This window comes from Flagellimonas marina (assembly GCF_042651185.1).
Classification (GTDB): Bacteria; Bacteroidota; Bacteroidia; order Flavobacteriales; family Flavobacteriaceae; genus Flagellimonas; species Flagellimonas marina.
In genome coordinates this window covers 245,733-261,174 of record NZ_JBHSCL010000009.1, presented here as the reverse complement: position 1 = coordinate 261,174, position 15,442 = coordinate 245,733, and the positions used below count along the sequence as shown (strand labels likewise).

The following is a 15,442-nucleotide window of genomic DNA, read 5'->3' as shown; positions in this document are numbered from 1 at the left end:
GATTTAGTAATCTTATAGGGTTACAGTTCTTTTTGGAGACACTTTTTCGTATTAAAAATTGAAGAGGGAGGGGGAATTCAAAAATTGAGTCTTCCCAAATTTTCATTCAAGAAAAAAATGGTGGACCATCAGCATCACTAACTCTTTTTTGCTTTAAAAATGGTCAATTCTTCATCGTTGTTGGCAATCAAATAGCACGTTTGGCCACCAAGGGTTATCTTTTTCATGTCCTTTACATTGCCTTGGGTAAAAAAGCTAATATCTGTGTAGGGAGTCAAATTTCCTTTGGAATCTCCCAAAAGGATATAGCCTGTGTTGGCGTCGTAGCGAATAGTCTCTACTTCGGCTTCGTAAATGTTTCCAACCCCCAAAACATCCAAATGACCGTCTTGGTTAATATCCATCACCTCAAACGCCATGGTTGGTCCAAATTGCGCTGTTGTAGGGAGTTTTTCCACTTCAAACGAGCCATCCCCCATGTTTTTGAGATACATACTACCAAACTCATGTGCTTGCTTATGGTAGGCTGAGTTTAACTCTTTCTCGCCATAAATATCAATTAACGTGGAATTGGCGAACTCTTTATAGGTCTGGATTTTTTCGCTCACAAAAGGGTTTTGTTCTGTGGAACATTCTTTACCCCGAACGGGCACCAAATTACCTTTATAGTCCTTGCTTAATACCATATCGTATTTACCGTCTTCATCAAAATTGGTGGAATAAATATGGAGGGGTTTTTCTTTTGTGGGATGGAACTTGTTGTTATCTCCCAAATTGCCCACTAGATAATCCATCTTTCCATCATTGTCCAAATCCACTTCGGTAATGGTGTTCCACCAGCCCTCGGTGTCATTCAACGCCGTAATGGATGCTTTGGTGAATTTTCCGTTTTCGTTGTTAAAAAAAGTTATCGGAAACCATTCCCCAACAACAGCCAAATCTTGGTCACCATCCCCATCATAATCCGTAAAGAGTACTTTATTCACAATTCCGATATCTGATAGTTCCGGAGCCAATTCTTCCATTGCCTCACGGTATCTGCCATTTTCATTCATAAGCAAATAGGTCTTGGATGAAAGGGGATATTTTCCGGGAATTACCTGGCCGCCAACCAGCAAATCCAAGTCGCCATCCCCGTCAACATCATAGGTTGCAACCGCTTTGGTCACCCCCAACATTTTAGGGAGCTTGTTGGATTTTGAGAAATTGCCTTTTCCATCGTTCAAATAAAGCCTGTCTTGAAGCAACGGATTGTTCTCTCCAATCTCATAGCTGCCACTGCCCACATACAAGTCCAAATCGCCATCGCCATCGGCATCAAAGAGCAGCGAAATGATATCTTCGTAATTCCGTTCATTTAAAAATAAAGATTCATTGGTTTTGTGGAATTTCCCGTCATGGGTTTGAAGGTACATTTCCCCAGCTTGGTCCAAAGCGCCACCAATGAAAAAATCATCCAGTCCGTCCCCGTTTACATCTGCAACGGATAGGGCAGGACCTTTTTGAGACTGTTTTTGTGGCAGCAGGGTCTGTAGGTCAAAGTCGTTAAAAGTGTTTTCCCGATGCTTGAATGTTATTCCCAAACTGTCTGGATCGATGCTTGCGAAATTTTTAACCGTTTTTTCGGGAAGTATTCCATCGAACTTAAAATTCTTTTTATCGAAAATGAGAGTTTGATTCACCTTTACATCTTCCATGGCCAATACCGAATTATCCCCCCAAGTGACTTCAATACGGTCAATCATTTCTTCATCACCCAGACCATAATTTAATTGATACCCCATAGATGACTGGTATCCCCTGGAAGGAAACAGTTCTTGATACTGTGTTTTTTCTTTGGAATAGACCTTTACTTTGGCACCAACCGCCTTTACATTTTTGGCATCTCCGATGAGCTTAATGTTCACATAGTTGTTTACTGAATTGTTTTGATAAATGGTGGCTTCATCCGACATGTTGTTCATGACCAAATCGAGATCACCATCATTGTCAAGGTCGGCATAAGCGACTCCATTGGTGTTTATTTTTTTGTCTAATCCCCATCCATCTATCTTTTTTTCAAAGGTAAAATCACCGTTATTTTTATAGATATAGTTGGCAATTTTTTCGGACGGCATAATGTTCATCATTTCTTGAACCGTCATAGCACCCCTTTCTCTTTGCTGCCTTACAGATTCCTTTTTGTAATCTTGATTGCCCAATTCCCTTTCTATGCCATTGGAAACAAAAATGTCTTTGTGCCCATCGTTGTCAAAGTCTGCAATTAAGGGCGCCCAGCTCCAGTCGGTTTTAGAAATACCGGCTAGCTGGCCTATATCACTAAAAGAACCGTTGCCATTGTTCAATTGAAGCGTATTTGCCATATAGGAATGTGGGTAACCAGCCTCTATCATGTTCCAGAACCCTTGGGTATTCATGGAGGCCATATTTTCCTTACCGCGTCTATGGTCTTCGGCGAGCATGTCCAACACTACTAAATCGGGTAGAAGGTCGTTGTTGATATCCGCATAATCCGACCCCATGCCATTGAATGGAATATGCTTAAAGCGGGTGTTTATTTGGTCTGAAAAAGTCCCATCTTGGTTGTTGATATATAAATAGTCGGGATTGATAAAATCATTGGCCACGTAGATATCTAGCCAACCATCATTGTTAAAATCACCAATGGAGGCACTCAGCCCCCATTCTTTGTTTTGAATTTTTGCTTGAAGCGTTACGTCTACAAACGTATCCCCTTCGTTTCGAAACAAATGGTCCGATGTTTCCCGGAAATATTCTCGTTGTGTTTTGTCCTCAATCTTGCTACTTTGGTCAAAATCTGGGCGATGGTTCACCAAGTACATATCCAAATCCCCATCTTTATCATAATCAAAAAAATACGATTGGATGGAAAAGCCATTTTGGTCCAAACCCCATTGCTTGGCTTCGTTTTTAAAGGTGCCGTCTTTCTGGTTGATGAAAAGCTTATTTCTGCGCAGTTCTTCATTTCTTAACGAAGCTGATTTACAGACATAAATATCCAACCAACCATCGTTATTAATGTCTATCATGGTTGCCCCGGTAGACCAGCCTTCGCTATCTTCCAGTCCCGCTTGTTTTGTGGCATCAACAAATTTGAAATCGCCCTTATTTAAGTAGAGTTTATTGGAGTCTTGGTTTGAAGTAAAATAAATATCCTCCAGACCGTCATTATTGATATCGCCAATGGCTACTCCCGCTCCATTGAAAGCATATACGTATTCGATATAATTGAAATCAATGTCTTGCTTAACTGTATTTTTAAAATTAATGCCTGTTTGGGTGTTGGGAACCAATGAAAATAGAGTAGTGGCATCTGAAGTTTTCTTCTTTTTGATATCAGAGTCAGCACAACTCATTGTAAAGGCAAAGAAGACTATTAAAAACCAATTGCTAAATATCGATTTCATATGCTTAAGATATAAAAAAGGCTGCCCTAAGGGCAGCCTTTTAAATTGTTATGTTTCAGTATGAAAAGAAGAATAATCACTTTTATACGTAATAGTTGGTACTACTCTTCTTGAGGTGGTGCCAACAGACTCACATCATCAATAAAATAAACAGCATCAAGAGTGGCTCCCAAATCTAATACAATACCAGTCTGGGTACTGTTTGCAGTGAATATCCACTCCACTTTTTGCCATTCGGTGGTTACGGTTACATCACCCTGATATTGGGCATCCCCGTTTCCTGTGGTTGACATTCGGATCACTCCACCATTGCCTGGGCCTGGTGCAGCTTTAATCCATAGACTTGCAGTGTACTCCACACCATCCTCGGTGGCGACGGCATCACTGGCCAACTGGGTTCGCCATGCATCGCCTCCAAATCCGACAGCCCTGAGCGCTCTTGAACCACTCCGGACTTCATCGGCTTCTGTGGTAGCAGTTAATAAATCGGCGCCATTGAATTTACTCCAATTGGTAAAATCATCTCCATCTCCTTCTTCAAATCCTCCATTGAGCAAAATTTCTGTGGGCTGTGGTCCAGAAAGACCTGTGGCAACCAAGGTAACGTTGTCTACAAAATATACAGCATCGGCCACAACACCGAGGTCCAGAACTGCCCTAGCTGGGTTAGCATTAGCCGTAAATACCCACTCAATTTGTTGCCACTCAGTAGTGATGTCGTAATTACCGCTATAAAGTGCGTCTGGATTGGTTGAGAATCTGATATTTCCACCATCTCCGGGAGTTCCTGGCTGTGCTTTTATCCACATGGACAGGGTGTATTCCACATCAACCTGTGTTGCAGCAGGATCACTTGCCAACTGAGTTCTCCAAGCATCTCCACCGACACCCACGGCACGTAAAGACCTACCATAATAGGCTTCACCGTCAGCAGTAGTAGAGGTCATGCCATCGCCACCATTGAACTTTGACCAATTGGTAAAATCATCTCCGTCCCCAAGTTCAAAACCTCCATTGAGGAGTAAATTTTCACCTACATAAAATTTTCCAGGAGCGGTAGCCTCTCCTCCAGAAGTGACAACTTTGATGGGTGCCTCCAAATTTTCCTCAATCCCCGCTGGAACCGTAATGGTCAACTCAGTGGCTGAAGATGAAACCACACTGGCTTCAATCTCGCCAATGGTTACGGACTGAAGATTGTCCAAAGAGGTTCCCCTAATGGTAACATCTTCTCCTTCTGGTGCGGCATTTGTGGATAGTGCTATGATAATTGGAAAAGGTCTTGCGACTACTTCAATATTGCGTTCTACAACGTATCCATCGGGCATTACCAGTGTTACCAATCCGGTGCCAATGGCTGCATTTGCAGGCAACGTAAAAGTTAATGTTTCTCCATCTAATTGAAAGGGAATTTGATTGTTTTCCAAGAATACAAATAGAACGGCATCAAAATTGTCTCCTTCCATGGTTACTTGATCACCAGGATAAAAATTATCTGATGTAATGCTAGCCACAGTTACTATAGAATCAGAAAAATCGTCTTCTTCACAACTTAAGGCAAAAACAATTGCAACGACTGCTAGAAAATTACCTATGTATTTAAAGGCTTTTGACATGATTTTCGTTTTTTTAGTTAGTTTATGTTATGTTCAATTATGTGGGTTTATACACGATTTGATAAAAACCAAGAATCCATACGAATACCCTAAAGAAGCATTTGAATGAATAATTGGCCATGTTGAGAAGTTTTAAATTAGCATACTTGTTTTATCGGTTTATAGCAAAAAAGCATCACTAAAAATCTCAATATGGTAAATATACACAATAAACATTATGATGCAATCGATTGCGTAGAATTTTTCATAAAATAATTCGTTTTTTTTAAGCCATCCACTTTTTTCAAGAATTTACTGCTACAACCAATGCATATTTTGATATATTTTAAGTCTTGTACAAAAAATCATTGCAGTCATAACAACCATTCATACTAGTTTAATTTAAAGATGGTCAACGGACGATCATTGTTGGCTATGATGATGTAAGGCTCATTTTTAATATTGACCAGCTTCATTTTTTTGGCATTTAAATCGTTGTAAAAATCAATGTCTTTGTAGGGTTTAAAACCACCTTTGGAATTACCTAGCAACACATAGCCAATATTGGCATCGTAACGAACGGTTTCCACTTCAGTTTCATGAATTGCACCAGAGCCAATCACATCCATATGTCCATCACGGTTGACATCGGCAAATACAAAGGATAGAGTGGGTCCTAATTGAGCATAATTGGGGAGATGCTTTATCTGGAGATTTCCTTTTCCCTTGTTTTCCAGATAGATGGATTCGAATTCGGTTGCTTGTTTGTGGTAGGATGCTTCCAATACCTTACTTCCATAAATATCCTGCAAAGTGGAATTGGCAAATTCCTTATAGGATTGAATCTTTTCGCTCACAAAAGGGTTCTGTTGTGTTGAGCACTCCTTACCTCTGACCGGCACTAATTGGCCTTGGTAATCTTTGCTGAGGAACATGTCATAATTATTGTCGTCTCCCAAGTTGGTACCATAAACGTGAAGCGGTTTTTCAGGTGATGGATGAAACTTGTTGTTCCCGCCCAAATTCCCAACGAAATAGTCCAGATCTCCATCTTGATCAAAGTCAATTTCGGAAATGGTGTTCCACCAGCCGCTTATTTTCTCAAATCCGCTTAGTTCCGCTTTCGAGAAAACTCCATTGGAATTGCTGAAAACTGCAATTGGCATCCACTCGCCGGCCACCAACAAATCTTTGTCCCCGTCTTGGTCGTAATCGGAGAATAAAATGTCATTGATGATGCCCATATTTTTGAATTTTGGAGCAACCGATTCCGTAACATCAACAAAACGGGAACCTGTATTCTCCAAAACATAGGATGCAGAAGGTAGAGGATATTTACCTGGAATTGTGGTACCCCCTACAAATAAATCCAAATCCCCATCAGCATCATAATCAAAAGACTGAATGGCTTTGGTGTTGGAAACCATCCTTGGTAAACGGGAAGATTTGGTAAAATTTCCATTTCCGTCATTGAGGTACAATCTATCTTGAAGCAGCGGGTCGCTCTCATCCAGTTCATAGCCTCCACTGGCTATATAAAGATCTAAATCCAGGTCATTATCCGCATCAAAGAAATGTGCTCCAACATCTTCATAGATCTTGTCCGCTTCAAAAACAGATGAATTAAATCGATCAAAACCTCCATTTGAATTTTGGAAATAAATTTCAGCAGCTTGGTTTAATGCTCCTCCTAAAAACAGGTCCTCTAATCCATCGCTGTTTATATCTGAAACAGCAAAAGCAGGTCCGGGTTGCGATTGTTTCTGGGGCAGTAATACCTGCTTTGAAAAATCATTGAAGTCATTTTCTTGATGCCGATATGCAATACCCAATGCCTCTGGGTTTATCCGCTTAAAGTTATTTGAAAAAGCATATTGGGATTCATCTTTTTTAGGTTTTGAATCTTTTTGGTTGAAGCTCAGGGTTTGATTTGCAACTACATTTTCATCTACAGACATGCGCCCATCGCCCCATATTATCTCAACCCTTTTGATATTGGTTTCATCTCCAATTCCAAAATTCAAAGTAGGTGAAACGGAGGATTGGTATCCTCTGGACAAAAACAGTTCTTGATATTGCACAGACTTGTAGGTAATTACTTTGACCTTGGTTCCAATAGCATTTCTATTACGTTCATTTCCAATCAATTTTATGGATAGAAAGTTATTGGTAGCGTTGTTTTGGTAAATACTGGCTTCATCATCAAGGTTGTTCAGGATCAAATCCAAGTCTCCATCATTATCCAAATCTGCATACGCGGCCCCATTGGAATTTAGGGTTTGTCCAAAACCCCAGATTGAAGTTGCTTTGGTAAAGGCTAGATCACCATCATTTTTAAAGGCATAATTCTGTAACTTTTCCGATGGCATTCTGGCCAAGACCTGCTGAATGGACATGTCTTTGATCATCTCTTGTTGGGTGTCCAAGAAATTCCCAAAATCTTGGTTGGCAATCTCCCGTTTTATACCATTGGTAATGAAAATATCTTTGAGGCCATCACAATCAAAATCGGCAAGTAGGGGACCCCAGCTCCAATCTGTTTTTGAAACTCCTGACAATTGGGCAATGTCGCTGTAATACCCATTTCCGTTGTTCAAGTTGAGTACATTGGACATGTAAGGAAAATGATACCCGGAATTAACTATGTACCAAAACCCACTGGTATTCATACTGGGCATGTTTTGCTTGCCTCTACTATGGTCTTCGGCGGACATGTCCAAGACCATTAAATCTGGTAACATATCATTGTTGATATCAGCAATATCAGACCCCATGCTACTGTACGAAATATGCTTTAACCGCTGGTTTATTTGATTTGAAAATGTACCGTTCTTGTTGTTGATATAGAGTTTGTCCGGAGTGATGAAATCGTTGGCTACAAACACATCCAACCAGCCATCATTATTATAATCTCCTATGGCGGCGCTTAGACTGAATTCCTTGTTCATTAGGCCGCTGTTGATGGTGACATCGGTAAATTTAGTACCATCATTTCTGTAGAGATGATCTGAAGTTTGGGGATAAAACTCTTTATCGTTCAAAATGGCTTCAAGGTTTATGGAATTGAGAAAATCTACTCTATGATTGATGAGATACATGTCCAGATCCCCATCTTTATCATAGTCAAAAAAGTACGATTGTGTGGAAAATCCGTCATCATCCAGCCCCCACTTTTCGGCTTCTTCCCTGAAAGTCCCGTCCTTTTGATTTACAAAAAGTTTGTTCCTACGGAGTAGATTGTTGGTCAACGAGGCGGATTTGCACACATAAATATCCATCCAACCATCATTATTGATATCGATCATTGCGGCCCCGGTGCTCCATCCTTCGGCGTCGGTAACCTTGGCTTTATCCGTAACATCTTCAAACCTAAAACCGCCCTTATTTAGATATAGTTTATTGGAGTGTTGATTGGACGTAAAATAGATATCGTCAAGTCCATCATTATTGACATCGCCAATAGCAACCCCTCCGCCATTGTATGTGTAGTAATAGTTTAGGACATTAAAATCTGTCGTTTCTGATATTGTATTTTTAAAATGGACGTTGGTTTGTTCATTCTTCAAAAGCGTGAAAAGTGTTTCACCCGTGGCTTGCTTTGTTTTGACCTCTTTGTTTGAATCACAGGAGGATAAAACCACGAGGCACAAAACGACTGTTAATATGCTATTGATGCTCTTCATTTGAACCGTAATAATAATCAGTAATTAATATAATGAATTGGGCAGAAAGATGTCTCATTTTGGAGGTTTGGAAAACATATTTCTTAGGCATTTGTGCCTACTGCTTCATCTATTGATAATCAAAAAAGGCTGCCCATGCAGACAGCCCCTTTCTTAACGCAACTAATAACTAACTCAAATTAATTATCTAACAATTACTAAACTTACCTTTTTAATATCCAGGGTTTTGATAGGCATCTTTTTCGGCGTCTGTAAAATCCAAATCATCCAACTGGCTTTGCGGTATAGGTCTTAAATAGTGATAAGGCTCTATGGTTCTGTTAGTTGTTGTGGGTGCATGATCCGTTGCCGCATTACCTGCAATTTCATAAGAAGCTGCGTATTCCCCCCATTTTTGGGTACGGACCAAATCATACCATCGATATCCCTCACCAAAGTATTCTCTAGACCGCTCCGCCAATATATAGTCAATATCAATGGTTGCTGGAGTTGCTGCGGTCAAAGCAGCACTATTGTCTTCAATACGTTCTTGCTGTTCACCATTATCAAAACGCCACATACCAGCTCTTGCTCTTAAAACATTTACCAAATCCCTCGCCGAATAAGCACCTGAAGCGCCCTTAACAGCGGCTTCAGCGGCCACTAGGTAGAATTCTGAGAATTTGGCAATAGGGAAGGGGCGTGTCAATCCTGCATTGGGTTGGCCTAAACCGCCATCGTTGTCCGTGCGATAAGTTCCCAGTTTCCAAAGACCTGGATAGAATCTTCTATTGATTTCATTTAGATTGATGACATAATCAGATCTACCGGGTATTACACCTCCGCCGATACCTCCGCCGTCTACGCTATAATCCACCGTTGGGTCAAACTCATCCAAGAAGGATACCACGGCATCTCCGGGAAAGATTTCCAATCCATTGGCAGCGGTTAAACTGGGAGTTGGATCACCTGCTCTATCCCAATTACCTCTGTAACTGGTCACAAATGTACCATCGTATCGGGAATCCAAATCTTTATCCGTAAACGTTTCCGTAAGTGCACCAATTGTAGGAGCCATACGCGTCCATGGACGTCCGTAACTTTGGCCTGCTTCACGTTGTACGGCAGCGACGCCATCAACACTAATGGTGGTGTAGTTGGAAGTGACCATCCAAACGGCTGTATTGGTGTCGTCCGTACCGCCAAAACCGTTAATAGGCGCTCCGTTGGCAATCGCACTTCCTTCGGTCCGGTCCGAATATAGCATCATCTCTTCATGTCTATCGTTTGCCCCGTCATGAACATCATAAAAATAGTCTAACAATCGGTAAGGTCCTGGATTTTCAATACCCGCCACTGCTTGGTTATAGGCCTGTTGAAAATAAAAGGAAGGACCATTGCCATCTGGATCTGTTCTTGATGCCTCTGGATAGGTAGGAATACCATTGGGATTTTCCAACCACCAGCCATAGGTCAAATATGCCTTAGCCAAATACAAACGGGCTACGTTTTTAGTTACTGCACCTGTCAATCGAGGATTTTCAGGCAAATCGTCTACGGCAGCCTGCAAATCGGGGATGATTGCCCGTGTATACACTTCAGGAACGGTGTTGCGAACTGATGTTCTAACAGCCGATTGATTAAATGCCAATTCTCCTGATCCCAAATCCAAGGGTACACCTCCATAGGTCTGCACTAGAAGAAAGTAGTAAAAGGCCCTGAAAAATCGAGCTTCAGCAATCAATGAATCATCCAGACCAACCGCGCTAGCATTTTCAATGATTCCGTTTGCCGTATTGATAGCGGGAAAACTAGCACCCCAAGGCCTTCCAACGGAAAAGCCTGAATTGGAATTCAAATTTCCTTCGCCCGCAAGATCTAAATCGAAAAAGTTGTTGTCTGCACTTTGAGCAGCACAATACTCATCTGTACCTGTTTCCGCTAAATTTAGAAAATAAGCGAATCCATAGATGTCTCTCATGGTTTCATATAAAAATGTCAAACCACCTTGAACACCCAGTTCTGTTGAGAAAAACTCAGGGGTAAGAACCCCCCTTGGCTCCTCTTGAATAATGTCTTTTGTACAGGATCCTATTAACAGTGAAATTGATAGGATTGCCGTTGATAAAACTTTATTTTTCATCTTTCTCATCATGATTTTTTAAAATGTTACGTTTAATCCTAAGATAAAATTTCGTGTAGTTGGGGCGTTGGCTCCAACCGTTGGGATACCATCAGAGATATTACCGGTGTCAACAGCCACGTTCTGTCGTTGCCCTTGTGCATTTACTCCAGAGTTGGTTTCTGGGTCTAAGCCAGATTCATCATGAAATGGTGAAAACAGCACAAAAGGATTCTGTACGGTGGCATAGAGACGAAGATTTTGTAATCCAGAATCCTGAATCCATCGTTGATCAAAATTATAGCCCAAGGTAATGGCCCGGAATTTTAAATAGGAGCCATCAAAATACCCCAACGTACTTGCGTATTTTTGATTGTCCCCACTTTGGATCCCTCCTGGGGCAGGGTATTTCGCATCAGTGTTGGTAGGTGTCCAATAATCTACAGCGACATTGTTTCCCCGACCTGTTAATAAGTTAAGGTAACCAGCTGACGAATATAGGGTGCTTACAAGCGTACCCCCGCTTTGGAAAGCACCAACCACGGTTAAATCCAAATTCTTGTATGCAAGACGAGTGTTAAAGCCACCCAAGAAGTCGGGTTGTGGATCTTGTACAATTCGATCATCAGGGTTTACTTCCCTAACCGGCGAACCATCTTCGTTGAACTCTCCAGTATAACGAACCCTGATCATACCTTCGTTACCTCCAGGTTCAAATTGATCTAAGTATTCAAAACCGGGATCAGACTGGTTCCATAGACCAAGTCTTTCGTAATCAAAGATGACATTGATTGGAGAACCCACAAACCAAAGGTTTCCTTCATCCCTAAGTACTCCTGATGCCAAGGCTGTAATTTCGTTTCTATTGCGATATGCATTAATTCCTAAGTCCCAGGAAAAACCATCTGGATTATCGAAAATAGTGGCGTTAAGTGCAATTTCAATACCTCTGTTTTCTGTATCACCAATGTTTCTTGTTGTAAAGCCTACACCTGAAGACTCAGGGAGCCCAACACCTAACAATATATCCTTGGTTTTGGTAATATAGTACTCCACACTACCGGAAATACGATTGTCGAACAATCCAAAATCCAAACCGTAATTAAAGGTTTCCGAAAATTCCCAACCTAAATCTGGAGCTGGTAGTTGATTTACAAAAGCACCGGTGGTATAGGTGTCGCCAAAATTGTAATTGACCAAGCTTAACGCACCTTGAACAGAATAAGGCGCAATAGCCTGATTTGACGTTTCACCATAACCAGCACGCAGTTTAAACTGGTTTAGCCAATCCACACCATCCATAAAGGCTTCATTGGCCACATTCCATCCTAGGGATACCGCAGGATAGGTAACCCACTTACGACCTGGAGCCAAACGGGAGGAACCGTCTGAACGCACTGTGGCAGTGAGCAGATACCGGTTGTCATATTGATACAAAACTCTTGCCATGTACGATAATAAACCAGTTTCGGAAAATCCGGTACCGTAGCGTGTGAGATCTTCTGCAAGTATTACATCATCATCCAATTGGTACCATAATGAAGCTTCGTTGGGAATATTTTGGGCAGCATAACCGACGTTGTCAAATTGGGTCTTTTGAGAAGAGAAAAGTCCAACAAAATTGACTTGATGCTTGCCGAATGTCTTATCGTACAACAGTTGATTTTCAATAACATAGTCTCGTGTGAAAGAGGCATCGTAACTTGCTGATGACGGATTGGTGGGATTAAAGTTAAATACACCTTGCCCAGTAAAATTACCATCCCTGGATGCACGATAATTCAAACCTAGATTTAAGCGGTATTTCAACCCATCAATCCCTGGTATGTTTACTTCCCCGTAAATGTTGTTGTAGGTTCCAAAGTCGAGTTGTTCGTTAGCGCGACCCTTACCTATTCGTCTAATTTCATCTCTAGTGGGATACCAGCGATCGTCAGCTTGGGTTTGAAGACGAACGGACTCAAGATAGTCGCCATTTTCATCAAATGGACTTAGCAAGGGCGATGCATCCAATGAAGGCCCCACAATCCCACTGGTTTTACTGAAATTGGTCACCGAGTTTACACCAAAACGGAGCCAGTCACCAACATTTTGGTCAACTTGCACCCGCAATGAATATCTATCAAAAGAATCGCCAGGCAATACAGATGTTTCCTTAAAATAACCTAAACCAATGTTATAGGTGCCATTTTCCGTACCTCCCTGTATACCAATGTCATGCGCAGTTTGTAATCCGCTTCCGTATAAAAGATCTTGCCAGTCGGTATCATTGCCCAAGTACTCATCACCTCCTAAACCAAAAATGGGAACACCACCGTTGTTTGCCGCTACATCAGCGCGCAATTGCAAAAGCTGGGCCGCGTTCATCATGGGAAATTTGGCAAATACTTCCTTAGTTGCATAATAGGTATTATAGCTAACAGTTGTTTTCTGTCCTTTGGTGCCTGATTTTGTTGTTATTAGGATAACACCATTCGCACCTCTGGACCCATAGATTGCCGTAGCGGAAGCATCTTTCAATATGTCCAGACTTTCAATGTCATTCGGGTTGATATCGTTAAGGCCTCCTGAAAAAGGTATTCCGTTGAGAACAACTAGAGGATTATTATCTGCTGAGAGAGAACGCACACCACGAATACGAATTTGTGGTGCAGCTCCTGGGCGAGTGTTGGTAGTTTGAATTTGTACACCGGCAGCCCTACCTTGTAGCGCCTGTTGAAAGTTGGCGCTTTGAACCTCATTCAAATTGTCACCTTTTATGGAGACCACAGAACCCGTTACAGATTCTTTGTTTTGTGTACCATAACCAATTACCACTACTTCAGATAATTGCTGGGTATCTTCTGCCATTTGAATGCTAATGTTTGTTCTTCCGTTGATCGCAATCGTTTGAGTAACGAATCCAAGGTACCGAAACTCTAATGTGGCATTGGAAGCCGCCTCGATCACGTAGTTTCCGTCAAAGTCGGTTGTTGTTCCATTTGTTGTGTTCTGCACAATAACGCTTGCCCCTGGAATAGGTGCTCCAGACTCATCCGCCACGGTACCTGAAACCGTAATAGTGTTCTGTGCTAAAGCGGTGGTGCAAAAAACAAATAACAAAAGGCTTGTTAGGTACAAATGCAAGGGTGACGACCACTTGCTATTTGTAAAAACAAATAATGATTGTTTAGTCATGTTACTAAGTTTTGATTTTGTTCAGTTAATTAATTCAATTATGGCAAAAAAGGGCGCATAATATTTAGAATGTGATAAATATACATAATATATCGATTCACGCAATCGGTTGCGTTAAATTTTTTGTCTTTCCGTATTAAAATTGTTTCGTTGCAATTATATTTTAATAATAACCATCTGAAAAACAGACTTATAGCATTTTAATGTTTTTAAGGCAAACGATTGTTATTTGAGAAGAATGCTTATTTTTAGCAAATTAACTTTTCCTTTGTCTTATGAAAAACACATTTTTAGCACGTAAAAATTATCTAACTAAGGGTATTGCCCCTTCTTTTTTATCATCCGTGTTGGTTTTGGCTGCATTTAGCTGCAAGCACCAAAAGGAATCATCTGGTGACCAAAAAAACGAAATCGATAGCGCAAGTGTTGTCGATACCATCGGAGCGGTTCCCGATACGGTGTATACCTTGACTTCTGAATTATATACTGCGGACCCGTCCGCTCATGTTTTTGATGGCAAACTCTATGTTTATCCATCCCATGATTATGAGTCTGGAATTCCTGAAGACGATTTGGGAAGTCATTTTAACATGGAAGACTATCACGTCTTTTCCATGGATAGTGTCGGAGGAGAGGTTACCGATCATGGATTGGCACTTCATATTAAGGATGTTCCATGGGCAGGAAGGCAAATGTGGGCCCCTGATGCTGCCCAGAAAGACGATGAGTATTTTCTTTATTTTCCCGTGAAGGATAAAGAAGACGTTTTTCATATTGGTGTAGCCAAAAGTGAAAATCCTGGAGGTCCATTTAAAGCTGTAGATCGACCTATTGAGGGAAGTTATAGTATGGATCCCTCTGTATTTAAAGACACGGATGGTAAATACTATATGTACTTTGGAGGTATTTGGGGTGGTCAACTCCAGAGGTGGAGAAACAATGAATACCATGGAGAGGATACTTACCCAGCAGATGATGCTCCGGCTCTGATGCCAAAAGTGGCACAAATGGCGGATGATATGGTCAGCTTTGCTGAAGAACCTAAAGATGTCATCATTTTGGATGAAAATGGCGATCCAATTACCACCGGGGATCACGATCGCAGATTTTTTGAAGCCGCATGGGTTCATCGCTACAATGGAAAATATTATCTCTCCTATTCTACAGGAGATACACATAAAATAGTATATGCAACCAGTGATAATCCTTATGGTCCCTTTGCCTACCAAGGTGTGATTCTGGATCCCGTTTTAGGTTGGACCAACCATCATTCCATAGTAGAGTATCAGGGAAAATGGTGGTTGTTCTTCCATGACAGCTCAATGTCTGGAGGAAAAACACACCTGCGGAGTGTAAAAATGACCGAGCTTTCCTATGAACCAGATGGAACGATCAAGCGTATCAATGCCATGGCTGAACCCAATCAATAGGAAATAAATGACATCTAAATTTTACGAG

General features: G+C 41.3%; 6 protein-coding genes. 1 reads left to right on the top strand and 5 read right to left on the bottom strand.

The window, feature by feature from the left end:
* Positions 1-137 precede the first annotated feature (137 nt).
* From ACFOWS_RS14980 to ACFOWS_RS14960, 5 genes are all read right to left on the bottom strand, one after another.
* The gene (locus ACFOWS_RS14980) at positions 138-3,428 is read right to left on the bottom strand and encodes a VCBS repeat-containing protein (RefSeq protein ID WP_379766199.1); all 3,291 of its coding nucleotides are present in this window, start codon (positions 3,426-3,428) and stop codon (positions 138-140) included.
* Between the two features lie 101 nt (positions 3,429-3,529).
* Entirely contained in the window at positions 3,530-5,044 is a 1,515-nt protein-coding gene (locus tag ACFOWS_RS14975) for a carbohydrate binding domain-containing protein (protein ID WP_379766196.1), read from the bottom strand.
* A 371-nt stretch (positions 5,045-5,415) separates the two neighbouring features.
* Positions 5,416-8,589: a VCBS repeat-containing protein gene (locus tag ACFOWS_RS14970; RefSeq protein WP_379766193.1), complete on the bottom strand. Its 3,174-nt coding sequence runs from the start codon at positions 8,587-8,589 to the stop codon at positions 5,416-5,418.
* Between the two features lie 328 nt (positions 8,590-8,917).
* The gene (locus ACFOWS_RS14965; protein WP_379766190.1) at positions 8,918-10,828 is read right to left on the bottom strand and encodes a RagB/SusD family nutrient uptake outer membrane protein; all 1,911 of its coding nucleotides are present in this window, start codon (positions 10,826-10,828) and stop codon (positions 8,918-8,920) included.
* 18 nt (positions 10,829-10,846) lie between these two features.
* Positions 10,847-13,909: a SusC/RagA family TonB-linked outer membrane protein gene (locus ACFOWS_RS14960; RefSeq protein WP_379766187.1), complete on the bottom strand. Its 3,063-nt coding sequence runs from the start codon at positions 13,907-13,909 to the stop codon at positions 10,847-10,849.
* Positions 13,910-14,259: 350 nt separating this feature from the next.
* Here ACFOWS_RS14960 and ACFOWS_RS14955 point away from each other — a divergent pair, with 350 nt between their 5' ends.
* On the top strand, positions 14,260-15,414 hold the full coding sequence (locus ACFOWS_RS14955; protein ID WP_379766184.1) for a glycoside hydrolase family 43 protein: 1,155 nt from the start codon (positions 14,260-14,262) through the stop codon (positions 15,412-15,414).
* Positions 15,415-15,442: the final 28 nt, after the last annotated feature.